This window comes from Streptomyces sp. NPDC056373 (assembly GCF_042262425.1).
Lineage (GTDB): Bacteria > Actinomycetota > Actinomycetes > Streptomycetales > Streptomycetaceae > Streptomyces.
Genome location: NZ_JBHJPX010000006.1, coordinates 190,497 through 214,160 on the forward strand (window position 1 = coordinate 190,497; position 23,664 = coordinate 214,160).

19 protein-coding genes and 1 tRNA gene are annotated in these 23,664 nt (G+C 71.2%); 10 read left to right on the plus strand and 10 right to left on the minus strand.

Annotated features, from left to right (window positions below; translation table 11 throughout):
* Positions 1-335: 335 nt before the first annotated feature.
* From ACFCXS_RS14520 to ACFCXS_RS14535, 4 genes are all read right to left on the minus strand, one after another.
* Positions 336-857, minus strand: a complete 522-nt coding sequence (locus ACFCXS_RS14520; protein WP_376643578.1) for a lamin tail domain-containing protein — start codon at positions 855-857, stop codon at positions 336-338.
* Between the two features lie 1,070 nt (positions 858-1,927).
* Positions 1,928-2,000 (minus strand) — tRNA-Arg (locus ACFCXS_RS14525).
* Positions 2,001-2,345: 345 nt separating this feature from the next.
* Positions 2,346-4,073 (minus strand): IclR family transcriptional regulator C-terminal domain-containing protein, encoded by a 1,728-nt coding sequence (locus tag ACFCXS_RS14530; protein ID WP_376643579.1) that lies wholly within the window; start codon positions 4,071-4,073, stop codon positions 2,346-2,348.
* Between the two features lie 174 nt (positions 4,074-4,247).
* Positions 4,248-5,597: a M6 family metalloprotease domain-containing protein gene (locus ACFCXS_RS14535; RefSeq protein ID WP_376643836.1), complete on the minus strand. Its 1,350-nt coding sequence runs from the start codon at positions 5,595-5,597 to the stop codon at positions 4,248-4,250.
* Between the two features lie 296 nt (positions 5,598-5,893).
* Here ACFCXS_RS14535 and ACFCXS_RS14540 point away from each other — a divergent pair, with 296 nt between their 5' ends.
* The gene (locus tag ACFCXS_RS14540) at positions 5,894-6,538 is read left to right on the plus strand and encodes a helix-turn-helix domain-containing protein (RefSeq protein ID WP_362236732.1); all 645 of its coding nucleotides are present in this window, start codon (positions 5,894-5,896) and stop codon (positions 6,536-6,538) included.
* A 310-nt stretch (positions 6,539-6,848) separates the two neighbouring features.
* Positions 6,849-8,393 carry an MFS transporter gene (locus ACFCXS_RS14545; protein ID WP_376643580.1) on the plus strand — a complete coding sequence of 515 codons (1,545 nt, stop codon included), beginning with the start codon at positions 6,849-6,851 and terminating at the stop codon, positions 8,391-8,393.
* 96 nt (positions 8,394-8,489) lie between these two features.
* Here the strand turns inward: ACFCXS_RS14545 and ACFCXS_RS14550 are convergent, their stop codons facing one another.
* Complete coding sequence (locus ACFCXS_RS14550) at positions 8,490-9,023, minus strand: MarR family winged helix-turn-helix transcriptional regulator (RefSeq protein ID WP_376643581.1); 534 nt, start codon at positions 9,021-9,023, stop codon at positions 8,490-8,492.
* A 90-nt stretch (positions 9,024-9,113) separates the two neighbouring features.
* On the opposite strand from ACFCXS_RS14550, the gene ACFCXS_RS14555 reads away from it, so the two are divergent.
* Positions 9,114-9,899, plus strand: a complete 786-nt coding sequence (locus ACFCXS_RS14555; RefSeq protein WP_376643582.1) for a dioxygenase — start codon at positions 9,114-9,116, stop codon at positions 9,897-9,899.
* A gap of 36 nt (positions 9,900-9,935) precedes the next feature.
* Here ACFCXS_RS14555 and ACFCXS_RS14560 read toward each other — a convergent pair whose 3' ends face one another.
* Positions 9,936-10,454 (minus strand): GNAT family N-acetyltransferase, encoded by a 519-nt coding sequence (locus ACFCXS_RS14560; RefSeq protein ID WP_376643583.1) that lies wholly within the window; start codon positions 10,452-10,454, stop codon positions 9,936-9,938.
* Between the two features lie 194 nt (positions 10,455-10,648).
* Between ACFCXS_RS14560 and ACFCXS_RS14565 the strand changes: the two genes are divergently transcribed.
* A complete protein-coding gene (locus tag ACFCXS_RS14565) occupies positions 10,649-11,647 on the plus strand; it encodes an RNA polymerase sigma factor RpoD/SigA (protein WP_031107295.1) in 999 nt (332 codons plus the stop codon).
* A 420-nt stretch (positions 11,648-12,067) separates the two neighbouring features.
* Complete coding sequence (locus ACFCXS_RS14570; RefSeq protein WP_376643584.1) at positions 12,068-12,877, plus strand: TetR/AcrR family transcriptional regulator; 810 nt, start codon at positions 12,068-12,070, stop codon at positions 12,875-12,877.
* 9 nt (positions 12,878-12,886) lie between these two features.
* Here ACFCXS_RS14570 and ACFCXS_RS14575 read toward each other — a convergent pair whose 3' ends face one another.
* Positions 12,887-14,017, minus strand: a complete 1,131-nt coding sequence (locus ACFCXS_RS14575) for a helix-turn-helix transcriptional regulator (RefSeq protein WP_376643585.1) — start codon at positions 14,015-14,017, stop codon at positions 12,887-12,889.
* A 62-nt stretch (positions 14,018-14,079) separates the two neighbouring features.
* Here ACFCXS_RS14575 and ACFCXS_RS14580 point away from each other — a divergent pair, with 62 nt between their 5' ends.
* The 5 genes from ACFCXS_RS14580 to ACFCXS_RS14600 all read left to right on the plus strand — a co-directional run bounded on the left by ACFCXS_RS14580 (position 14,080) and on the right by ACFCXS_RS14600 (position 20,069).
* A complete protein-coding gene (locus ACFCXS_RS14580) occupies positions 14,080-15,585 on the plus strand; it encodes an MFS transporter (RefSeq protein ID WP_376643586.1) in 1,506 nt (501 codons plus the stop codon).
* Positions 15,586-15,783: 198 nt separating this feature from the next.
* Positions 15,784-16,545, plus strand: a complete 762-nt coding sequence (locus ACFCXS_RS14585; RefSeq protein WP_104780129.1) for a DeoR/GlpR family DNA-binding transcription regulator — start codon at positions 15,784-15,786, stop codon at positions 16,543-16,545.
* A complete protein-coding gene (pfkB, locus tag ACFCXS_RS14590) occupies positions 16,542-17,489 on the plus strand; it encodes a 1-phosphofructokinase (RefSeq protein ID WP_376643587.1) in 948 nt (315 codons plus the stop codon). Before ACFCXS_RS14585 ends, pfkB begins: the two co-directional genes overlap by 4 nt.
* A gap of 154 nt (positions 17,490-17,643) precedes the next feature.
* Positions 17,644-19,794: a fructose-specific PTS transporter subunit EIIC gene (locus ACFCXS_RS14595; protein WP_376643588.1), complete on the plus strand. Its 2,151-nt coding sequence runs from the start codon at positions 17,644-17,646 to the stop codon at positions 19,792-19,794.
* 116 nt (positions 19,795-19,910) lie between these two features.
* On the plus strand, positions 19,911-20,069 hold the full coding sequence (locus ACFCXS_RS14600) for a hypothetical protein (protein WP_376643589.1): 159 nt from the start codon (positions 19,911-19,913) through the stop codon (positions 20,067-20,069).
* Between the two features lie 167 nt (positions 20,070-20,236).
* Here the strand turns inward: ACFCXS_RS14600 and ACFCXS_RS14605 are convergent, their stop codons facing one another.
* From ACFCXS_RS14605 to ACFCXS_RS14615, 3 genes are all read right to left on the minus strand, one after another.
* On the minus strand, positions 20,237-20,983 hold the full coding sequence (locus ACFCXS_RS14605; protein WP_376643590.1) for a DUF6227 family protein: 747 nt from the start codon (positions 20,981-20,983) through the stop codon (positions 20,237-20,239).
* A gap of 191 nt (positions 20,984-21,174) precedes the next feature.
* Complete coding sequence (locus ACFCXS_RS14610; RefSeq protein WP_376643591.1) at positions 21,175-22,392, minus strand: Ig-like domain-containing protein; 1,218 nt, start codon at positions 22,390-22,392, stop codon at positions 21,175-21,177.
* Positions 22,393-22,558: 166 nt separating this feature from the next.
* Positions 22,559-23,587: a P1 family peptidase gene (locus ACFCXS_RS14615; RefSeq protein ID WP_376643592.1), complete on the minus strand. Its 1,029-nt coding sequence runs from the start codon at positions 23,585-23,587 to the stop codon at positions 22,559-22,561.
* Positions 23,588-23,664 lie beyond the last annotated feature (77 nt).

A 23,664-nucleotide genomic window follows, 5' to 3' on the forward strand; every position in this document is an offset into this window, starting at 1 on the left:
CTCAGGGCGTTTAGGGCTTGCTACAGGCTGACCTGCGGCTGCGCGACGCAGAGGCGCGGTAGAACGGGTCCGGCTGAAGGCCCGCTCGACCTTCGCCCAGATGGGCCGCCACTATCGGCATCGCCTTGCCGTACTCGATCGGGTCGGTGGCCATGGGGCCAGCCGACCAGGGCCTACCTACAAGGTCAAGGCGGGTGGCAGACCATCAGCTTTGCCTTCTGGCGACCATGGCGACGCCCCCGGCCATGGAAGTCGCCTTGGAGCCGGGGGCGTCGGTGTCGATATCGGGGCACCGGCGGCGATGGCGCTCTCAGCTCATCGCCGCCGGTGGGGGGTCAGCGGTGGCCGTGCCCGTGCCCGTGCCCGTGGCCGTGGCCGTGGCCGCCGCCGTGGCGGTGGTGGCTCCAGGACTCGTTGTCGATGAAGCGTCCGCGGTCGTTGCGGAGGGTGGCGGTGTCGGAGCGGTTGTCCCACACGTAGTCGCGGCGGTCCTGGTACAGGTCACTGTCGGTGTCGCGGCCGATGCCGGTGTGGATGCGCACGGTGGCGCGGCCTTCGAGGCGGTAGTGGTTGAAGGTGTAGGTTTGGCCGTCTTCGTTCCGGAGGGTCCAGCCGTCGAGGTTCACGGCGCGGCGGGCGGTGTTGGTGATCTCCACCCACTCACGGTTCAGGGAGCGGTTGGAGTGGTCGTCGCGGCCGGGGGAGTTGTACTGGACGTCCGAGATCTTCACCTTCGGCCGCTCGGGGCGGGCGTGGTCGGCGGCGGATGCCGGGAGGGTCACCACCGAGACGAGGGCGCCGGCGGTGAGTGTGGCAGCGGCGATACGGCGAGCGGTGACGGATGCGAAAGCGGACATGAGGTCCCCTTACGGTGCGGACACCCTCCCCGGCGCAGCCACCGTGGCCTTCCCGGGGATGTTGGTGCGTGTGCGGTCGCGGCCGGCTGGCCGCACACGCACTCTGTCCATCCAGTGAAGAAGTCGTGGGGGAAACATGGCTCCTGTTACCTGTTGTCCAACTTTCCATAACTCTCGGATGTAACGTCCACCTATTCACTTCGGGCGCGAAGTTGACGCCTTCGCAGACCCACGCCCCTTGTGGGCATTGCGGTGCGAGGTCTCTTCGCCAGGTTCCACCACCCCCCAAACGGCAAGGGGTGTCACCCGAAAGTGAGTAACAGCGCAGCTCCAAGTCGCCATCGCCGGCGACCCCCGACACACAGAGGGCCGGTCAGCCGGTCCAGCTCCTCTGTTCAACGAGCAGCGGCCTCACCGGTGCCGTCGGCGTCGTGGAGCGGACCAGCCCGGACGCTGCCGACGAGGCGGGGACAGCGCCGCGCGACCACGTAGACCGCGAGGCGCGTGCCGGATTGTTGGGTGCGCGAGCACACGTCGACGTCATCAGCTGTCGGACGTGCTGCACCATGGACGACGAGGGCGCGAACCTGAACCTCCCCTGCGCGGACCAGGACCGGTTGCACGAGGAGTACCAACAGGCGTCCCGAGCCGCCGCACGAGGAGGAGACCGGTGAACGGGTCCCAGAGCGTGGTGGAGCAGAGGCTGCCGCTCCCCGAGGCGGAGCCGGTGAGCGGCTGTGCAGAGTGCCAACGGTTCGCCCGCCAACGGGAGGCCACCAGGTCGGAGAGCGACATGTCGCGCGTATCCGACTGCAACGTCCACATCCGCCGCCATCCTCACGGGCCGGGCGTGGCGGGCCCATGGCGCGGGCGATCCGAATGATTGCCCGGCAGAGACGATGCGTGCGGTTCGGGCTCCATGCGCTCTCGCCCAGAACTACGGCAGTGGCCGCGGCCTGCGCGACCGCTCCCGTGGGGATGCGGATTCTATGTGGCATTCGATCATGAGGCAGGCCCCCCGTTCGAATAGAACGAGGGGCCCGTGACTCTCTGACCTGCTACTTAGGCTGTGCCCCCGGCAGGATTCGAACCTGCGACACCCGCTTTAGGAGAGCGGTGCTCTATCCCCTGAGCTACGAAGGCAGTGGCAGTGGACGCAAGCAGCGACATGCCCTGTGGTCTGGGAGGACCACAGGCGTCAGCGTACCGGATGCGGGTCGGACGGGTGTGGGGGTCGGGTCAGGGAGGCGCGGTGGGTGGGTGTGGGATCGGGCGGGGATGCGGGACGAGCGGTGGGTGGCTCGGGGGAGATGGCGGTGCGCGCGGGGCGAGACGGCGGATGGACGGGCAGGGGCCGGCCAGGGAGCTGTCAGGGGTCGGTCAGAGGGCGGTCCGAGGTCGGTCAGGGGTCGGCCCGAGGTCGGCCATAAGGGGTCATAGGCCGGTCCGAGGTCGGCCATAAGGGGGCATAGGTCGGTCCAAGGGCGGTCAGGATGTTGGGACCCGGGTGAAGCGGGACGCTGTGTGGAGGTCCTTCTGGATGCGGGTCGCCGTGGTCGTCAGTTCCGGGAGGAGGTCCGTCACACACTCCTCCGGAGTGTGACGGCTTGCGTGCATCGCCGTGTTGAGGGCCGCCACCACCCTTCCCGACCGGTCGCGGATCGGGACCGCAAGGGAACGGAGGCCCTCTTCCAGTTCCTCGTCCACCAGGGCGTAGCCCTGCGAGCGGACCGAGGTCAGGAACCGCTCCAGCGTCTCGTTGTCCGTGATCGTGTGTGGGGTGAGCGCCCGCAGGTCTTCCGGCCGGGGGAGGGGGACGGAGGGCGGCGCGTCCGCCAGCAGGACCCTGCCCATCGCCGTCGCGTACGCAGGCAGGCGGGTGCCCACCGTGATGTTCACGCTCATCACCCTGGCTGTCGCCACCCTTGCCGTGTACTGGATCTCCTCGCCGGAATGCGACAGCACCGCCAGTGACGTCGATTCGTGGATGCGGGACGTCAGATCGGCCAGGTGGGGCTGGGCGATCTCGGGGAGGGACGTACGGGACAGGGGCGGGAAGCCGAGGGCGAGGACCCGGGGGGTCAGGGTGAAAGTGCGGCCCGTCGTGGCCACCAGGCCCAGGTGGTCGTAGGTGATCAGGGCGCGGCGGGCCGTCGCCCGGGCCAGGCCCGTCGCCCGGGCCACCTCCGTGAGGGTCAGCTCCGGCCTGTCCTCGCCGAAGACCGTGAGGACCGTCAGGCCACGCGCCAGGGATTCGATGAACTCGCGGCCCAGTTGCTGCTTGGACGCCCCCGTCCAGCGCGCCAGGTCCGACGGGGGAGGGCCGGGCTCGGAGGGTGGGGTGTTCCGGAGGTCCCGTTCCATGGCCCGCACCGCGGACCGCAGCCTCGGGAGCAGCGTCGTACGCAGGTGGTGTGCGGTGTGGCGGCTCGTGTGGCTGACCACGCTCGCCACGCACGCGGTCCCGCCGATCCCGCCGTCCGCCCCCGGGGCTCGGACCGGTACCGAGACCGCCACCAGACCCGGCTCGATGAGCTGGTCGTCCACGGACCAGCCGTTCGCCGACGCCTCTTGGGTACGGCGTCGGAACGTCTCGTCGTCCCGCGCGTCCGCTCCGTGTCTGCGCGGCGGTACGGCCGTGAAGGACAGGTCTCTCGGGTCCGCCCGCCTGCGGTGTCGCCAGCGTTGCCAGTCCGTGGCCGTCCACTCGGTCGCGAACAGCGGGCCGGGCGCGGTGCGTTCGGCGGGGAGCAGGTCGCCGATGCGGAAGCTGAGGGACATCGCGCGGCGGCGGGTCGCCTGGTGGATGAAGCGGATGCCGTCGAGGTCGGCGACCGCGAGCGAGACCGACTCGTCCAGTTCGTCGGCCAGGGCGTCCGCGTGCGGGGCGAGCAGAGCGGGCAGGCGCAGGGCCGACAGGTAGGCGTTGCCCAGTTCCATCAGACGCGGGGACAGGTGGACGTCCCTGCCGTCGAAGCGGACGTAGCCCATGCGGGCGAGCGTGGCCGTGATCCGGTCGACCGTGGAACGGGCGAGGCCGGTGGCGCGTTCCAGCCCGCTCAGGCTCAGAGTGCCGCCCGCCTCCGTCAACTCCCGCAGTACCGCGATGCCGCGGACGAGAGGGGTGACCGCCTCCCCGGGTACGCCCCCCTGCCCCGACTCGTCGGCCGGCGGGGCGGCACCCTCCTGGGGCTCGGGCATGGGCTTCGCTGGCATCGGCTCTCCGTACTGCGCTCGCGACGGTCGCGGCAGGCCCACCGTAATCCGAGCAATCCGAGTGATCCGAGTGATCCGAGTAATGCCGGTCACTGGGGCGCCCCGGCCCAGCCTCCGCCCCACTACTCCCTCGTCACCCCCCTATTCCCTCGCCCCCTACTCCCTCATCCCCCACTACTTCCGCGTCACCCGCACCCGATACCCCCCCTCCACCCCTGCCCCCGCCCCCACCCCCGCCACTCCCGTCTCCACACCCGTCACATCGATCGTGATGCCCCGGGCCGCGTCGCGGAACGTCTCGCCGGGGGTGAACGGCGCGTCCGACAGTTCCGCGTGGACGTTCGGCGCGCGCGTGCAGCCCCCGCTGTCGGGGCGGGAGTCGGTGACGGTGACCGGGCCCATGCCCGTGTCCACCTCCGCGTCGACCTTGTAGATCAGAACGCCCGGCCGGCACACCGCCTCGTCGTTGCCGGCGTGGGTGCGCATTTCGACGGCGTAGCCGGTGCGGGCGTCGAGGGGGACGAAGACCAGCTTGGAGCCACCGGCCCGGGCCAGCGGCGTCAGGGTGTACTCCGTGGTGCCGGGGGACGCCGCGCAGTGGACCTGGGCGGCGTCGAGCCAGCCCAGCTTCCACTTGTGCCAGCCGAGGAAGTCGTTGTTGGCGCCCCAGTCCTCGCTCATGATGTCCCAGTGGCCGACCGCGCCCCCGCCCTCTGCCGTGTACAGGTCGGGCAGGCCGAAGACATGGCCGTTCTCGTGGGGGAGGACCCGGTAGCCGGTGCGGTCGTAGGAGCCGGAGCCGTCGTCCTGGCGGGAGTAGACGAAGGACGCGTTGGCCACGGGCAGGCCGTCGGCCACCGGGGCGTCCGGGTTGCCGGCGAAGGTGACGGACAGGACCGTGTCCAGGGCGGAGGGGCCGGCGTTGGGGCTCACCAGGACGTTCAGCAGGTCGTACGCGTGGAAGTCCACGTCAGGGTCGGCCACTTCCACGAGGTCCTGGACCAGGGTGCGGTAGCCGGGCTCGAACGGGGCCCCGCGCTCTATGCCGTACTCCCGGAAGGACTTGGGCATCCGCAGCCAGCCGGGGATCGGTGTCTCGGGGCGGTAGTCGAGGCGGCCGTAGGAGCTGGTGCGGAACCACTCGCGGGTCTGCGGGAAGAACTCGCGGAAGCGGTCCTGGGCGTCGCCTTCGCCGGGGGCGTCGGAGAAGTCGACCATCAGGGTGAGGGCGCGGACGGTGCCCGTGGAGCGGGTGTAACCGGTGGCGGTGGGGATGCCCTCGGACATCTGGACCTCGCGTGGGCCGCGGATCATGCAGGGGCCGTGTGCGGGGGTGTGGGACAGGACGATCGGGCCCGCTCCTGCCGTACTGCTGTCCGGCCCGAGCCGGCCCGTGCCGGCCGAGGTGCTGACGGTGAAGGTCAGGGCGCTCACACAGGCCAGGGCCGCCAGTCGGCGCCGGGGTATCCGGCGTCCCGGCGGGCCCGTGCCGCCCGGGCGGGGGCGCCGGGGCGGCGGCTGTATGCAAGGGACCTGCAAGGGACCTCCCGCGCCAGGGCAGCCTCCCGTCTCCGGCTGCACCCTTGCGATCACCCTGCGTCGCGGGGTGGGGGGACGCGCGCTGGAAGAGACCGATCGTGGGTTTCCCGTCAGTAGCGGTCGGGAGCGCGTCGGCCGATTTGTGAGCCAGGTCACAAACAATTTCCTCGGGAGCGGGAAATACCGGGGACCTACTCCCCGTTTAGCCATGTGTCCGACCGAAACGGGGACCCGTTCCCCGGATCGGAGTACCAGCCACTTCCCATCACGAGGAGTACGCCGTGCAGACCGCCAGTCCCGAAGCGCGCAAGGTGCCCCGGCCTCGCGCCGACGCCCTGCGCAACCGGGAGCGGATCGTCACCGCCGCCCGGGAGATGTTCGTCGAGCACGGCCCCGAGGTGCCGCTCGACGAGATCGCCCGCCGGGCCGGCGTCGGCAATGCCACGGTGTACCGCAACTTCCCGGACCGCGACGCACTCGTCCGCGAGGTCGTCTGCTCCGTCATGGACCGTACGGCCGCGGCCGCCGAGGTCGCGCTCACCGAGACCGGCGACGCGTTCGAGGCGCTGGAGCGCTTCGTGCACGCCGCCGCCGACGAGCGGATCAGCGCGCTGTGCCCGATGGTCTCCAGCACGTTCGACCAGCACCACCCGGACCTGGAGGCCGCGCGTGAACGAGTCGAGCGGCAGGTCGCGGAGGTCATGGACCGCGCCAGGTCGGCCGGGCAGCTCCGGTCCGACGTGGACGTGGGGGACGTCATGATCGCCGTGGCCCAGCTCAGCCGGCCCCCGGCCGGTACGGACTGCTTCCGCGCCGACCGTTTCGTCCACCGCCATCTTCAGCTGTTCCTGGACGGCCTGCGGGCTCCCGCTCGCTCGGTCCTGCCGGGTACGGCCGTGACCCTGGAGGACCTGCGCCGGCCCTGACCGATCAGCACACCCGGATCCGTCCGACCCGACCGAGCCCGATCGCTTCAACCGACCGCTTCAACCGATCGCCTCAGCCCGATCGCTCCAACCGATCGCCTCAGCCCGATCGCTCCAACCGACCGCTTCAACCGATCGCCTCAGCCCGATCGCTCCAACCGATCGCCTCAGCCCGATCGCTTCGACCCGATGAGTTCAGGCCGCCCCACCCGTCTGAACCCTGAACGACAGTCCCTGCGGCCATCCCCGTGGACGAGCCGTCACCTTTCGTCACCTTTTTCCGTCACGAAGTCCCGAAGTGGGTATCCCCATGTCTGAAACAGCCTCGAAGACCCTCGCCGCACCGGCCAGAGAGCCGGACGCCGGCCGCTGGAAAGCGCTCGTCTTCATCGCGCTCGCCCAGCTGATGGTCGTCCTGGACGCCACCATCGTGAACATCGCCCTGCCCTCCGCCCAGCAGGACCTGGGCATCTCCGACGGCAACCGGCAGTGGGTCGTCACGGCCTACGCCCTCGCCTTCGGCGGTCTGCTCCTGTTCGGCGGCCGGATAGCCGACCTGTGGGGCCGCAAGAAGGCCTTCGTCGTCGGCCTGGGCGGATTCGCCGCCGCCTCCGCGCTCGGCGGCGCGGCCACCAACGAGGCGATGATGTTCGGCGCCCGTGCCCTCCAGGGTGTCTTCGGCGCCCTGCTCGCGCCCGCCGCGCTCTCCCTGCTCGCGGTGATGTTCACCGACGCCAAGGAGCGCGCCAAGGCGTTCGGCATCTACGGCGCGATCGCCGGTGGTGGCGGTGCCGTCGGCCTGATCCTGGGCGGCTTCCTCACCGAGTACCTGGACTGGCGCTGGACGTTCTTCGTGAACATCCCGTTCGCCATCGTCGCCGCGGCCGGTGCCTACTTCGTCATCCGTGAGCCGGAGGGCGGCCGCAACCGCTCCCCGCTCGACATCCCCGGCGTGATCCTGTCCACCCTCGGCCTGGTCGCCCTCGTCTACGGCTTCACCCGCGCCGAGTCCGACGGCTGGAGCGACTCCCTCACCGTCGGCATGTTCGTCGCCTCGGCCGTGCTGCTGCTCTCCTTCGTGCTCGTCGAGTCGAAGGTCAAGGCCCCGCTGCTGCCGCTGCGCGTGGTCACCGAGCGCAACCGCGGCGGGATCTACCTCTCCCTCGGTCTCGCGATCATCGCGATGTTCGGCCTGTTCCTCTTCCTGACCTACTACCTGCAGATCGTGAAGGGCTACTCGCCGGTCAAGACCGGGTTCGCCTTCCTGCCGATGATCGCGGGCATGATCACAGGCTCCACCCAGATCGGCACCCGCCTGATGACCCGGGTCGCGCCGCGCCTGCTGATGGGCCCGGGCTTCCTGGTCGCCGCGCTCGGCATGCTGCTGCTGACCCAGCTGGAGACCGGCTCCTCGTACGCCGCCCTGCTGCTGCCGGCGATGCTGCTGCTCGGCCTCGGCATGGGTACGGCGTTCATGCCGGCCATGTCGCTGGCCACCCAGGGCGTCGAGCCGCGGGACGCCGGTGTCGCCTCCGCGATGGTCAACACCTCGCAGCAGGTGGGCGGCGCGATCGGCACGGCCCTGCTGAACACCATCGCCGCCTCGGCGACCACGGCGTACGTCGCCGACCACATCGCCGGGGCGACCAGCCGGTCCCAGCAGCAGCTGGTCCAGCTGGAGGCCATGGTGCAGGGCTACACCAGCGCCATCTGGTTCGCCGTCGGCATCCTCGTGGTGGCCGCCGCGATCGCCCTGACGTTCGTCAACGCCGGCCGCCCGGGCGGTACGACGGTGGCGTCGTCCTCCGAGGAGGGCACGGCGGACGAGGTGCAGATCCCGGTCGTCGCCCACTGACGCCCGCGCACCGCACCCCTTCGGGCCACCCGTAGGCACGAGGAAGGGGACGCCTCGCACCTACGGAATCCAGGACCTGCCCCGGCTCCGCGCGGCTCAGCGGAGCCAGGGCAGGTCCGCACCCGCTTCGGCCGGCTGAAGTCCCTCGGCGACGATCCGCATGATCTCGCCGAGGGACTTCTGCTGTTCCGGCGAGAGCCGGTCGAACACGGCCTGGCGCACGGCCTCGACATGCCCGGGCGCGGTCTGCCGCAGGACATGGAGGCCCTCGTCGGTGAGGACGGCGAACTGGCCCCGCTTGTCGTCGGGGCAGTCCTCCCGGCGTACCCAGCCGTTCTTCTCCAGGCGCGCGACGGCGTGCGAGAGACGGGAGCGGGTGATCTTCGCCAGCATCGCCAGTTCGGTCATCCGCAGGCGCCGCCGCGGCGCCTCGGCGAGCTTGACCAGAAGGCCGTAATAGACGTGCGGCATGCCCGCGTCGCGCTGGAGCTGGCGGTCGAGATGGTCGTCGAGGAGGGTGGCGCCCTCCATGAACCAGCGCCAGACGCGCTGCTCCTCGTCGGTGAGCCAGCGCGGTTCCTGGGGTGGGGCGGTGGAGCCGGTTGTCGGTGCGGATGCGGGTGCCTTCATGTGTTCCACTCTACGTGGCCCCTCCTTGAACTTTAAACAAATGGCCCGTACAGTTTTGTCAGGGAACCATGTTTTGGAAGGAGCCGCAGCATGTCCGCCGCCACCCAGGAGCGCATGCCCGCTCTGTACCTCAGCCACGGCGCGCCGCCCCTGGCCGACGACCCGGTCTGGCCCGGTGAGCTGGCCGCCTGGGCCGCGGGCCTGCCCCGCCCCAAGGCCGTACTGATCGTCTCCGCCCACTGGGAGGAGGCCCCGCTCGCCCTCGGCGCGACGGAGACCGTCCCGCTCGTCTACGACTTCTGGGGCTTCCCCGAGCACTACTACCGGGTGAAGTACGACGCTCCCGGCGCACCGGAGCTCGCGGAGTCCGTACGCAAGCTGCTGTGCGCCCCCGGCATCCCCGTCCAGGACGTCCCCGACCGCGGCCTCGACCACGGCGCGTACGTCCCGCTGGTCGAGATGTACCCGGAGGCCGACCTCCCGGTCCTTCAGGTGTCCATGCCGACGCTCGACCCGGTCCGGCTCATGGAGATCGGCCGCAAGCTCGCCCCGCTGCGGGACGAGGGCGTACTCATCGTCGGCTCGGGCTTCTTCACCCACAACCTGGCCGCGCTGCGGCAGGGCGGCACCCCCGCGTGGTCGGCCGAGTTCGACGACTGGGGGCGGCGGGCGCTGGAGGCGCGCGACGTGGACGCGCTGCTCGACTTCACCCGCAAGTCCCCCGCGGGGCAGCTGGCCCACCCGCGCACCGAGCACTTCGCCCCGCTGTTCGTGACCATGGGCGCGGCCGACGCGGCCGGTGAGCTGGACACGCAGAAGTCCGTGATCGACGGGTTCTGGATGGGGCTGGCGAAGCGGTCGGTGCAGTTCGGCTGAGGCGGACCAGGGCGGCGGCGAGCCGGCGGAGGTGCTCTACAGCGGCTTCTCGTACCAGGCCACGTCCCAGTACCTGCCGAACTTGCGGCCGACCTCCCGGTACGTGCCGACGTGCTGGAACGCGAACCGTTCGTGCAGCCGGACCGACGCCTCGTTCGGCAGCGCGATGCCCGCGTAGGCGCGGTGCAGGTCCTCGCCCGACAGTGCCTCGAAGAGGGTCCTGTAGAGGAGTGTGCCGACGCCGCGCCGGCCGGCGTCCGGAGCGACGTACACGGTCGTCTCCACGGACGTGGCATAAGCGGGCTTCATTCGGAAAGGGCTGGAAGTGGCGTAGCCCAGGATCTCCTGTGTATCGGGCTCCGTGGCAACCATCAGGCGGTGCGGCCCGTCTTCAGGGTGGGAGAGCAGCCAAGGGCGGCGCTCCTCCGGAGTGAAGATCGCCGTATCGAATGTGATCGCTGTCTCATCCACATAGTGGTTGTAGAGGGCCGTGAGGGCCTCGAGGTCACTCTCGACCCCCGGCCTGACCTGCACCTCTGTGGACTGTGACGGCATCTGGCCTCCCTGTGTGGCCGGACAGGGTACTGCATGATCAGAAAAATCGGGGGCCGGGTTGGGAATTCTGTCCTGATTCCAGTCGTTGTTTCCAACGGATGCAGGGCACCCGAGGAGAGTCCGGAGAGTCCCGGAAGACGGAGTCCCGCGTCCGAAGGACCACCCGCTGACCTCACCATCGCAAGGGAGCTCGCATGGCAACCCGTGCCGTCGCCCGTCGTCAGTCCGCCACCGGCGAGACGGCCGACGCGGCAAGCAGTGTTCGCGCCCATGGCGGCGAGATCGCCGACCGCGACCTGGTCGGCATGTACCTCGACGAGATCGCGCGCACACCGCTGCTCGACGCCGCCAAGGAAGTCGAGCTGTCGCAGATCATCGAAGCGGGTGTGTTCGCACAGCAGATCCTCGACGGCCTGGAGGAGAACAAGGCCGGGGCTTCCCCCGAGGAGCTGCAGGCCCTGGTCGACGCGAGCGAGCGCGCCAAGGACGTCTTCATCCGCTCCAACCTGCGCCTCGTCGTCGCCGTCGCCCGCCGCTACCCCCGCAGCGGCCTGCCGCTGCTCGACCTGATCCAGGAGGGCAACGCCGGCCTGGTGCGCGCGGTCGAGAAGTTCGACTACCGCAAGGGCTTCAAGTTCTCCACGTACGCGACGTGGTGGATCCGCCAGGCCATCACCCGCTCGATAGCCGACCAGTCCCGCACGATCCGCCTGCCCGTCCACCTCGTGGAGGAGCTCGGCCGGATCCGCCGTGTGCAGCGCGAGTTCAACCGCGAGCACGGCCGGGACCCGGAGCCCGCGGAGATCGCGGCCGAGCTCGGCTCCACGCCGGAGCGCGTCACCGACGTCCTGGACTGGGCCCGCGACCCGGTCTCGCTGAACATGTCGGTCGACGACGAGGGCGAGACCCAGTTCGGTGACCTCCTGGAGGACACCTCGGCCGTGTCGCCCGAGCAGTCGGTGCTCACCTTGCTGCGCAGCGAGGAGCTCGACGACCTCATCGGCCGCCTCGACCAGCGCACGGCGTCGATCATCAAGATGCGCTACGGCATCGAGGACGGTCGCGAGCGCACCCTGACCGAGGTCGGCAAGGAGCACGGTCTGACCCGCGAGCGCATCCGGCAGATCGAGAAGCACGCGCTGCTGGAGCTGAAGAAGCTGGCCCGCAGCACCGGGTTCGACGCGGCGGCCTGACCCTCGACGCGGTGTCACCGATGGCGGGCACCGGTCCACTCGGTGGGCGTCCGGGCGTACGAGCCGTTCCCACGGCCAGTGGTGACGGACCGTGTACGCCCGGGGGCCACCGCGTACGCCGGGTGGCGAAAGACCGCGCAAACATGGCGTTGTAACGCTGCTTCAATCCGCGGACTCAGGGAACAAGACTTCTGGGTCCACCAGTTCGGACCCGGGGCCACGCCCCTCGAACCCCGAATGCCACGTCCCGTCGCACTCCCCCCGGCGCCGGGACTTTCCCCGAGACCGGGCTTCGGCGTCCTTCCCCCCGGACGCCGGGGCCCGGCTCTCTCTGTTTCTGGAGGGCGGGCCACCCCGTACCTGAACCACGGGGTGGCCCGCCAGTGGCAGATTGTGTCACATGGGCATAGCCTGCCGGGCGTGAGCAGCACCACCCCGACCCCGCCTCCGTCCTCACTGACCGAGCGGCGGAAGGCCGAGACACGTATGGAGATCGCCCGGGTGGCAGCCGGTCTCTTCGTACGGCACGGCCTGCGCGCCACCCGTGCGGAGGACATCGCCCAGGCTGCCGGTATCGCCCCGCGCACCTTCTACCGGTACTTCGCCACCAAGGAGGAAGCCGTCGCCCCGCTCTACGCGACCGGCGCCCAGCGCTGGGTGGAGGCGGTGCGTGCCGCTCCCTCCGACGCCGGTGTGCTGCGAGCGCTGGAGGACGGGGTGCACCGCACCCTCACCCCGGGCGTCGGCGTCTCGGTGTCCTCCTGGGAGTGGGTCCGCACACTCCTGCGCCTGGCCGAGGCGACCCCGTCCCTGGGCAGGGTGTGGGCGGAGGTGTGCCAGGCGTCCGAGCGGCGCCTGGGGGAGGTGCTGGCGGAACGGGTGACACGTGCAGGGGCCTCCGGGGGCGGCGGGGTGTCCGAGACCGGTGGGGCCGGGACCGGTGGGGCCGGGACCGGTGGGGCCGAGACGGGCCGGGCCGGGACCGGCCGGGCCTCCGGAGTCGGCGGGGGCTCCGGAACCTCAAGGGCCGGCGACAACGTTGCCGTGGCCGGTGAGGCCCTCGTGATCACGCCTGAGATCCGCTTCGCCGCCGCCGTCGCCGGTGCGGCCGTACGGGCCGCGTTGGAGGCCTGGGCCGCGGGGGACGGGCCCGTCGAGGGTCCGGACGGCCCGGTGGAACTCGCCCTGCGCAACCTCGCTGCCCTGCGGGACTTCCCGTGGGGACAGTGACGCGACGGCTCACACCCCGCCCGCACCCCGCACCCTGTCTCCGTCCGGCGCTCCACCGGCGTCCGGCGCTCCACCGGCGTCCGGCGCTCCACCGGGGTCCGGCGCTCCACCGGCGTCCGGAACCCCGCCCGCGCCCGGCACCCCGCCCACGCCCGGCTCTCCGTCCGCGTCCGGCGACGCCCCTGCCGCCCTGCTCAACCGTGCCCCCAACTCCCTGACCGCCGTCACGAGTTGTTCCGGCTCGTGCACCACGAAGTCGCACTCCAGCATCGCCAGCCGGAACGCCACCCACTGCACGGCGTCGCCGATGGATCCCCGCAGTCGGCAGCTGCGGTCGTCCAACGGCTCGGGCGTGCCCAGCCAGTCGGGTACCCGGGCGGCGACGAAGCCGGCCGGTGCGGCGAACGTGACCTCGAAGTCGTAGGACGAGTGCCGGAGTTGCATGGAGCGCCGCAGGTACTCCGCCGCGTCGCCCGTCGGCAGCTCGCGCGGCACGAAGCGGGCTCCGGTGGCGAACGGCTCGCTCACCCGGTCGACGCGGAACGTGCGCCAGTCGTCCCGGTCGATGTCGTACGCCACCAGATACCAGCGGCGGCCCGTCGACACCAGCCGGTAGGGCTCCGTCAGGCGTCGCGACTCCGTGCCGTCCGCTGCCCGGTAGGCGAACCGCAGCCGTTCGTGCCCGGCCACCGTCGAGGCCATGACGGTCAGCGTCTCCGGAGCGATGCTCGGCCCGTCCCCGCTGGTGAGGGGCGTCGTCGCGGCCTGGAGGGTGGTCACCCGGTGGCGCAGCCGGCCCGGCAGGACCTGCTCCAGCTTGGCCAGTGCCCGCACCGAGGCCTCGTCCAGGCCCTCCACCGCGTGCCCCGCCCCGGCGCGCAGCCCGACGGCGATCGCCACGGCCTCCTCGTCGTCGAGCACGAGCGGCGGCATGGCCTTGCCGGCGACCAGCCGGTAGCCGCCGTCGGCGCCCTTGGTCGCCTGCACGGGGTAGCCGAGCTCGCGCAGCCGGTCGATGTCCCGCCGTACCGTGCGCCGGGACACCCCGAGCCGGTCGGAGAGCTCGCCGCCGGGCCATTCACGGGGCGTCTGGAGGAGGGAGAGGAGGGTCAGCAGCCGAGCCGGGGTGTCCGTCGTCATACCGATGAGGATGACGCACCAATAGGACACGATCTGACCTACTAGGGGTCTAACTTCGAAGCATGAACTCCACCGACACCACCCTCGGCACGGCGGGCGGCGGGACCGACCGCCGGCGCTGGTTCGCCCTCGCGATCGTGATGACCGCGGCCTTCATGGACCTCGTCGACGTGACCATCGTCAACATCGCCATACCGTCGATCCGGCAGGAGTCCGGCGCCTCCTTCAGCCAGATCCAGTGGATCACCGCCGGTTACGCCCTCGCCTTCGCCGCGGGCCTGATCACCGGCGGACGGCTCGGGGACATCCACGGGCGCAAGCGGATCTTCCTCGCCGGCATCGGCGGGTTCACGCTCGCCTCCGCACTGTGCGGCCTCGCGGTGAACCCGGAGATGCTGGTCGCCTCGCGCTTCCTCCAGGGCGGCATGGCGGCGCTGATGGTGCCGCAGGTGCTGTCGATCGTGCACGCCACCTTCCCGGCGCACGAGCGCGGCAAGGTGTTCGGTCTGTTCGGCGCGGTCGTCGGCCTCGGGGCCGTGTCCGGTCCGCTGCTGGGCGCGCTGCTGACCGAGTGGAACCTGTTCGGCTGGGAGTGGCGGTCGATCTTCCTGATCAACCTGCCCGTCGGTGTCGCCGGACTGATCCTCGGCAGCCGCTTCATCACCGAGTCCAAGGCGCCACGCGCACTGAAGCTGGACCTGGTGGGCGTCGCGCTCGTGACGCTGGGTCTGCTGATGCTGCTCTACCCGCTCATCCGCGGCCGTGAGCTGGACTGGCCGGTGTGGGGGTATGTCTCGATGGCCGGCTCGCTCGTCGTCCTCGCGGTGCTGGTGGCGTACGAGAGGCGCAAGGCCGCTCGGGACGGTTCCCCGCTGATCGAGCTGTCGCTGTTCAAGGTCAAGAGCTTCGCGGCCGGGATCGCCGTGCAGACCGTCTTCGGGATCGCGCTGGGCGTGTTCTTCCTGGTGTGGACGCTGTACATGCAGGTCGGGCTCGGCTGGAGGCCGCTGAAGGCGGGCCTGACCGGGGTGCCGTTCTCGATCGCCGTGTCGGCGGCCGCCGGGATGTCCGTGCAGATGCTGGTCCCGCGTTTCGGCCGCAAGGTGCTCCAGGCGGGTGCGCTGGTGATGGGCGCCGGAGTGCTCCTCTACATCTGGGAGTCCGGGCACTACGGCCTCGCCATCGCCCCCTGGCAGATGGCTCTGCCGCTGGTCGTGATGGGCGTCGGCATGGGGCTGATCGTCGCGCCGCTGACCGACGCGGTGCTCTCCGAGGTGCCGCGCGAGCACGCCGGTTCGGCGTCGGGGCTGATCAACACCGTGCAGCAGATGGGCAACGCGCTGGGGCTCGCCCTGGTGTCGGTGGTGTTCTTCGGCACGATCTCCGACCACCTGCGGCGGGAGCAGATCGGTCCGGCCTTCGTGGACGCCTTCCAGAACGCGCTCGGGTACGTCGCCGCGGTGCTGGGGGCCATCTTCCTGCTGATGTTCGCGCTGCCGAAGCGGCCCGCCCAGCACGTGGAGGGCGAGCAGGCGCCGGCGGGGGAGAAGGAAGCGGTGCTGGTCTGACCGCGGGAAACGGGCCCGGCACCTCGGTGCCGGGCCCGTTCGCGTGTCAGGAGACGGGAAAGGGAAACGCACTTCCCGCTTCTCGCCTCCACCTTCTGATCATGCCCGATTGAGTCCGAACCTGTTTACTTTGCGGAAATCTCGGCGTAGCCTCCCGCTGAAACCACACGTTCGGGCATGAGGTGGAGGCGAACGGACATGTACGCACCGGAGCGGCAGCAGGAGATCCTCCGGCTCGCCCGTGACGGCGGCCGAGTGGATGTCGTGTCTCTGGCCGAGGAGTTCCAGGTGACGGCGGAGACGATCCGCCGGGATCTGAAGGCCCTCGACCGCGCCGGACTGGTCCGCCGGGTGCACGGCGGGGCCATCCCGGCCGGGCGCCTGGACTTCGAGCCGGATCTGGCGGAGCGCGAGACGACCGCCGCCGACGAGAAGGACGGCATCGCCAAGGCGGCCCTCGCGGAACTGCCCGCCGAGGGCACGGTGATCCTCGACGCCGGGACGACGGTGGCCCGGATGGCTGCCGCCCTCCCTCTGGAGGCCTCCCTCACCGTCGTCACGCACAGCCTCCCCATCGCGGCCCGCCTCGCCGATCACCCCGGCATCCAGCTCCACCTCATCGGGGGGCGCGTACGGCACCGCACGCGCGCCGCCGTGGACGCCTGGGCGCTGCGGGCGTACGGCGAGATCCGCGCCGACGTGCTGTTCGTGGCCGCCAACGGCTTCTCCGCCGAACACGGCCTGACCACCCCCGACCTCGCCGAGGCCGCCGTGAAACGCGCGGCCGTGGCCGCCGCCCGCCGGGTGGTGCTGCTCGCCGACTCCTCCAAGCACGGCCAGGAGCACTTCGCCCGCTTCGGCGACCTGAGCGATGTGGACCTGCTGATCACCGACAGCGGGCTGAGCCCCGAAGACACCGTCGCGATCGAGCGCGGCGGCACGGAAGTAGTGCGCGCATGATCCTCACCGTCACCCCCAACCCGTCCCTGGACCGCACCTACGAGGTGCCGTCCCTCGACCGCGGCGAGGTCATCCGCGCCACCGGCGAGCGGATGGACCCGGGCGGCAAGGGCGTGAACGTCTCGCGCGCCGTCGCCGCGGCCGGCCGGCGCACCGTGGCGGTCCTGCCCCTGGGCGGCGCCCCGGGCGCCCTGGTCGCCGACCTGCTCGACCAGCAGGGCATCGAGGTCGCGCCGGTTCCGGTCGCCGGGGCCACCCGCTCCAACATCGCCCTCGCCGAGTCCGACGGCGTCCTGACGAAGATCAACGCGCCCGGCCCCGAACTCTCCGGCGCCGAGCGCGAACTGCTCCTGGAGACCGTACGGCAGCAGTCCCGCGACGCCTCCTGGATCGCCTGCTGCGGCAGCCTCCCGCGTGGCCTCGCCCCCTCCTGGTACGCCGACCTGGTCGCCCGCGCGCACGCCGCCGGGGCACGGATCGCCCTCGACACCTCCGGGCCCGCGCTGCTCGCGGCCCTGCGTGAGCGGCCCGACGTGGTCAAGCCGAACGCCGAGGAACTCGCCGGAGCCGTCGGCCGCCCCCTCGCCACGGTCGGCGACGCCGTGAAGGCCGCCGAGGAGCTGCGCGAGATGGGCGCCCGGGCCGTCCTGGCCAGCCTCGGCGCCGACGGGCAGCTGCTCGTCTCCGAGCAGGGCGCCTGGTTCGCCGGCGCCCGCGTGGCCGCCGTCCGCAGCAACGTCGGCGCCGGTGACTCCTCCCTCGCCGGGTTCCTGATCGCCGGAGGCCAGGGCCCCGAGGCCCTGGCCTCCGCGGTCGCGCACGGCGCCGCTGCCGTCCAGCTGCCCGGCAGCGTGATGCCGACGCCGCGCGACCTGGACCAGGCAGCGGTGACGGTCACGGCCGAGATCCCGGCGGACCGTGTGCTGAAGGAGCCGGTGTCATGACCTACGACGAGCAGGGCGCGCCTGCGCCCGAGCGGCGGGCCCCCTCCCCGTTACTCGCGGGCCGCGCGTCCACCCCCGTCACCCCCCACCGCACCCCCGTCCCCCTCCCCGCCCACCCCTCCCACCGGGCGATACGCGTGCTAAGGAGCCCGCGATGAGCGACATGATCACGGCGGACCTGGTCGACCTCGGCCTGTCCGCCGACACCAAGGAAGCGGCGGCGCGTGCCCTCGCGGAGCGCATGGTGGCCCTGGGCCGGGTGACCGACCTGGACGGCTTCCTCGCCGACGTGGCCGCCCGCGAGGCCCAGATGCCGACCGGCCTCGACGGCGGCATCGGCATCCCGCACTGCCGCAGCGAGCACGTCACCGAGCCGACGCTCGCCTTCGGCCGCAGCGCCCAGGGCATCGACTTCGGCGCCCCGGACGGCCCCGCCGACCTGATCTTCCTGATCGCCGCGCCCGCCGGTGCGGACGACGCCCATCTGACGATCCTGTCCTCGCTGGCCCGGCAGCTGATGAACAGCGAGTTCACCGACGCCCTGCGCGCGGTGGGCGACGCGCAGGCCGCGGCGGCGCTGATCCGCGGCGACGAGCCGCAAGCACCCGCACCCGCGGGTCGCGAAGACACCGTGGCGTCGGCGGGAGCGGCCTCTCCCGCCGCCGCCACGGTCACAGCTGAAGCCGAAAACGCAGCGGAAGCCGGCGGCACCGCGGAAGCCCGCGGCAACACCGCGGAAGCCCGCGGCACCGCTGAAGCCCGCGGCAACACCGCGGAAGCCGGTGGCACGGCCGGGGGCGAGGAGCGGCCGTTCCGTATCGTCGCCGTCACCTCCTGCCCCACCGGCATCGCCCACACCTACATGGCGGCCGAGTCGCTGGAGAACGCCGGTCGCGAGGCGGGCGTCGAACTCACCGTGGAACCCCAGGGATCGGCCGGTTTCACGCGGCTCGACCCGCAGGTCATCGCAGCGGCGGACGCCGTGATCTTCGCCCACGACGTGCCCGTACGGGAGAAGGAGCGGTTCGCCGGCAAGCCCACCGTCGACGTCGGGGTGAAGGCGGGCATCAACCGCGCCGCCGAACTCATCACCGAGGTCCGCGAGAAGGCCGCGCGCGGCGAGGTCACCTCCGGATCCGCCCCGGCCACTCCCGTGGAGCGCGCGGGCGAGTCCAACGAGGGCTACGGCACCAAGCTGCGCAAGTGGCTGATGTCCGGCGTCAGTTACATGGTGCCGTTCGTCGCCGCGGGCGGTCTGCTCATCGCCCTCGGGTTCGCGATCGGCGGCTACAAGATCAACAAGGCCCCGTCGGTGATGGACCACTTCCTGTGGACCCAGGCCGACAGCTGGGCCGCCCTGCTCTTCCAGATCGGCGGCGTCGCCTTCGGCTTCCTCGTCCCGGTCCTGGCCGGCTACATCGCCTACGGCATGGCCGACCGGCCCGGCATCGTCCCCGGCTTCGTCGGCGGCATGATCGCGTTCAACATCAACGCCGGTTTCCTCGGCGGCCTGGCGGCCGGTCTGATCGCCGGTGGCGTCGTGATGGCCATCCAGAAGGTGAACGTCCCGGCGGCGCTGCGCGGCATCATGCCCGTGGTGGTGATCCCGCTCATCTCCTCGGCCATCGTCGGGTTCCTGATGTTCGTCGTCATCGGCAAGCCCATCGCCGAGGCCCAGAAGGGCATGACCGACTGGCTGAACGGGCTGTCCGGCAGCAACGCCATCCTGCTCGGCACCCTCCTCGGCCTGATGATGTGCTTCGACCTCGGCGGCCCCGTCAACAAGGTCGCCTACACCTTCGCCACGGCCGGTATCGCGGTGGCCAGCCCCAGCGACTCGGCGATGAAGATCATGGCCGCGGTGATGGCGGCCGGTATGGTCCCGCCGCTGGCCATGGCCCTGGCGACGACCGTGCGGGGCAAGCTCTTCACCCAGACCGAGCGCGAGAACGGCAAGGCCGCCTGGGTGCTCGGCGCCTCCTTCATCTCCGAGGGCGCGATCCCCTTCGCGGCGGCCGACCCGCTGCGCGTCATTCCGGCCTCCATGGCGGGCGGCGCGGTCACCGGCGCCCTGTCGATGGCCTTCGGCGCGACCCTGCGCGCCCCGCACGGCGGCATCTTCGTGGTCCCGCTGATCGGCAACCCGTTCCTCTACCTGATCGCCATCGCCGCGGGCGTCTGTGTCACGACGGCCCTGGTCGTCGTCCTGAAGGGCATGCGCAAGCCGGCCCCGGGCACCGCAGCGGCCTCCGGTGAGAGCGGCGCGGTCCAGGCGGCGGAGACGAAGCAGCCCGTCGCGGCGTGAAGCGGCTGGAGGTTCGCCCCTTTCGGGGTGTGTGAACCGTTCATGCCACCTGCGAGATAGATCACGAAAATCACGGCCCGGGACCGAAGTCCCGGGCCGTGGTGTCTACTGGGCACATGCCCGAGCACGCCTCCCGCCGGCCCGAAGGCCACCCGCTCCCCGCCCTCCCGCAGCAGCGGCAGACGGGCCCCCGGTCGGAATCCGCGGAGCTGACCACCGAGGAGAGACGCGCCTTCGAGGAACTGGTGCGTCGACTGGGTGACGGGGCGCTCTAGCTGCAGGAGGCCACGACGTCGGTGACGCCGCCCGGTAGTCGTGCTGCGGGTGGTCGGTTCCGGAGCGGTTCCTCGACAGCTCCACTCCACAACCGGAGGCCTTCACTCGTCACCCGATTCAGACAGTGTCAGAGCACAAACTCGACCAACCTGCCTGGGCAGTACAACTAGGACAGCTGTGCCGCCCGCCGCTCCATCGCCTCGCGTGCCGCGTCCTCGCTGGCGTACACCTCGCACATGTGCCGTCCGTCCGGCGTCGCCGTGTGCTCGACCTCCCAGAGGGAGACCTCGTCGCCGTCGCGCAGCAGGAACGCGTGCTCGTAGAGCGAGAAACCCAGCCCTGCCCGGCCCGCGCGGCACGGCCGGCCGAAGGCCTGGGTGATCTGGTGCCCGGACGCCGTGGCCAGCAGGGCCGCCGTGTCCACGCCCGGCCGGTCCACGTTCTCCGCCCGGCGCAGTAACCTGCGCGCGTGGTCCGCCGAGTTCTCGGCGGCGTACGCGTGCCGCGGGGCGGGGACCGGTGACAGCTGCACCGTCACCGGCAGTTCGAAGTCCGGGGTGTCCTGCGGCAGTGCCAGCCGGGCGGTGGCGGCGCGCAGCTCCTCCTCGTCGACGTACACCTCGTGCTGCGGTTCGCTGCCCGGCGCGGTGTTGTGGACGAGCTCCCACAGGGTGAGCGCCGAACCGTCGGCGAGCAGCCACGTGTGCCGGTACGTCTCCCGGTGCAGGCCCGCGCTGTGGTGCGCGGAATGCAGCGAGCTGTCGTGCGCCAGCGCGCAGTCCAGCCGCCTTATCGCCTCGTCCGGTAGCTCGAAGGAGTTCAGGGCACGGCCGAGGAGTCGCGCGAGGTGCTCCTCCGGCGTCTCGGGCGAGTCGTGGGGTTCGTACGCTGCCGTCTCGTACGGAACGCTCAAGGTTTCTCCCGGCGTTGCTGCATGTCACCTTGTGGGTGCATACCGTAGCCCCTCGGTCGGACATCATGTCCGGGAACCGAGAAAACGTACGTCCGGTAAAACGCGCGGGCCGCGCGAACAGTTCCCGCGCGGCCCGATCGGTCCGTCAAAAACCCCTGTTGGGAGGGTTGTTCAGGTGTGCTTACCGCCGGTCAGGAAGCGCTGTCCGCGGTCCACTGGCTCCACGCCATGTTCCAGCCGTTCAGCCCGTTGTCCGGCGCCACCGTCTTGTCGGGGGAGTTCTTCACGATCACCACGTCCCCGATGAGGGAGTTGTCGTAGAACCACTTGGCGGGCGTGTTGCCGCCCGCGCCCTGGACGTCGGCGAGGCCCACGCAGCCGTGGCTGGTGCCCTGACGGCCGAAGGGCGGGTTGCCCTTGTTGTACCAGTAGTTGCCGTGGATGAACGTGCCCGAGGTCGTCAGACGCATCGCGTGCGGCACGTCCGGGATGTCGTACTCGCCACCCAGTCCGACCGTCCGGCTGTTCATCCGGGTCTGGACGAACTTCTCGGAGATCACCATCTGCCCGTTGTAGGTGGTGTGCTCCGGGCTGCCCGCCGAGATCGGGACCGTCTTGATGGTCTTGCCGTCCCGGACCACCGTCATGGTCTGTGTGTTGACGTCCACCGTGGAGACCTGCGAACGGCCCACCGTGAAGGTGACCGTCTTCTTCTGCACGCCGTAGACGCCGTTCGCACCCTCGACCCCGTCCAGGTCGATCTTCATCGTGACCTTGGAGCCGGCCTTCCAGTACTCCTCCGGCCGGAAGTCGAGCCGCTGCCCGTTGAACCAGTGCCCGACGACCTGCTGCCCGCTGCTGGACGTCACCGTGATGTGCGACTGCACGGCCTTGCGGTCGGTGATGGCCTTGTCGAAGGTGAACGACACCGGCATCCCCACGCCGACCGTCGTGCCGTTGTCCGGCGTGTACGTGCCGATGAAACTGTTCGACGAGGTCACCGTCGTGAAGATGGAGTTGGCCGCCGCCGTCCGGCCGTCCGCGTCCTTGGCGGTCGCGGATATCTGGTACTTGGTCCCGCGCTCCAGCTGCTCCTTCGGCTTCCAGACCTTGCCGTCGCCGGAGAGCGACCCCTCGACCGCCTGGCCGCTGCCCGCCACCGTCATCTTCACGTCCGTCAGCTTGCCGTCGCTGACCTTCACGCCGGTCGCGTTGATGGACGCGCCCGTCGAACCGTCCTTCGCCGAGATGGCGATCTTCGCGACGGACGTCTTGGTGCCGCCGTTGCCGCCCTTGTCGTCGTCCTTGGCGTTGGCGCTGCCACCGCAGGCGGTGAGGGTCAGGGCGCCGACCACCAGGGCGGCACAGGCCCCCAGAGTGCGCCGCGCTGAAATGTTCGGCGTTGTCACGGGCTGCTCCCAGTTCGTGTGATGTTGCGTGATCCGCTCCAGTACGTGGGAGTAGAGGGGCCCGGGGGCCAGTCGGGTTCCGTCCGTTCCCCATGAAGGCCGTCACGTGACAGAACCGCGACATTTTCCGGGTCCGCTGTGCCTCCCCTGTGCGCGGCACGCCCGTTCAACGGCCCCCGTACAACTCCCCGTACGACGGCCACGCCCCGCCCGGACCGTCCACCGGCTCCGCGGCGCGCACGGCCCGGACGATCGCGCGCGTCACCATGTCGGCACCCGCCGCGAGGACCTCGTTCAGGGCGAGCGGGTCCGCGGCGTCCAGGGTGCGGTCGCCGGTCGCCAGCGTGAACACCGTGTCCCCGTCGTTGAGGAGATGCACCGGACGCACCGCGCGGGCGATGCCGTCGTGCGCCGTGCCAGCCAGCTTCTGCGCCTGCGCCTTGGACAGATCCGCGTCCGTGGCGACCACGGCGAGCGTGGTGTTGAGCGGCGGTGGCGTGCTCCTCGCGGCCGTCTCGGCGAGACGCCGCTGCGCGGCCGCGTGGACCTCCGCCCCCGGGTACTCCACCCGGCCCTGGAACAACTCCCCGTACAGCACCCCCGTTTCCGGATCCACCGTCGACCCCGCCGCGTTGGCCACCACCAGCGCGGCCACGGTGATCCCCGAGCCGAGCACCGTGCTCGCGCTGCCGACACCACCCTTCACCACCCCGACCACGGCTCCCGTGCCAGCGCCCACGCACCCCTGGGGCACCGGGGCGCCCGGCTCGCTCGCCGCGGCCGCCTCGACCGCCGCCCGGCCGGTCGCCGCGTCCGGCCGGGCCCGGAAGTCACCGCCCCGCCCCAGGTCGAACACGCACGCGGCGGGCACCACCGGCACCACATGCGCCGGAGCCGCCCCGACCCGGATCCCGCGCCCCCGCTCCTCCAGCCAGGCCATCACCCCCGCAGCGGCGTCGAGCCCGTAGGCGCTCCCGCCGGTCAGCACGACCGCCTCGACCTTGCGCACCACATTGCGCGGGTCGAGCGCGTCCGTCTCCTTGGTGCCGGGCCCGCCGCCCCGCACGTCCACGGCGGCCACGGCCCCGCCCTCCGGGGCGAGTACGACCGTGGTGCCGGTGAGCCAACCGTCGCCGGCGCGTGTCGCGTGCCCCACCCGCAGGCCGGAGACATCCGTCAGTGCGTCAACTGTCATGAGGCACAGTCTCGTCCAGCCCTCGGCCTCCGTGGACGCACCGAGCCGGTGGACGCCGCCTCGAGGCGGTTGACGCG